This is a genomic window from Pantoea sp. E956-1 (assembly GCF_982223955.1).
Genome location: NZ_CEUYZP010000097.1, coordinates 1 through 414, shown reverse-complemented (window position 1 = coordinate 414; position 414 = coordinate 1). Strand labels below are relative to the sequence as shown.

Sequence of the window (414 nt, the reverse complement as noted above, 5' to 3'; positions counted from 1 at the left end):
CGATCGTAAGCCCAGTCGCGCAGGCGGCGCGGGAAGATCCGCAGCAGTTTCAGCGGCTGCCAGCGCATTGGCAGTTGCCCGACCACTTCCAAGAATGCATCCGAGCGTTTCCAATAATTGCGGTCGCGGATCACCGCCATGGTGTCGAACTCGTCCAGGGGCAAACCGGCCCACGCCAGCAAGGCCTGGCCCTCGGGCGATTGCACGGTCGCCAGACGCACATGGCGCTGGTGGTCATGGCGAATCAGAAACCGCGCCCAGCCGTTGCACAGTTTGCACACGCCATCGAACAGCACCACGGTTTCGCCGGGCTTGAGCAATGGCGCGGGGGTGGGGCGGGTTTTCATGGCAGGCATCGGCGGATGTCCTTGGCGGCGGTTGTCGCGATCATAACCTTGATCACCGGACTATAAG

The 414-nt window shown here is 63.0% G+C and carries 1 protein-coding gene; it reads right to left on the bottom strand.

The features are described 5' to 3' along the window. On the bottom strand, positions 1-356 hold a 356-nt coding region (locus tag AC0T7J_RS25435; protein ID WP_473798582.1), incomplete at its 3' end, for a thiol-disulfide oxidoreductase DCC family protein. Between the last annotated feature and the right edge of the window lie 58 nt (positions 357-414).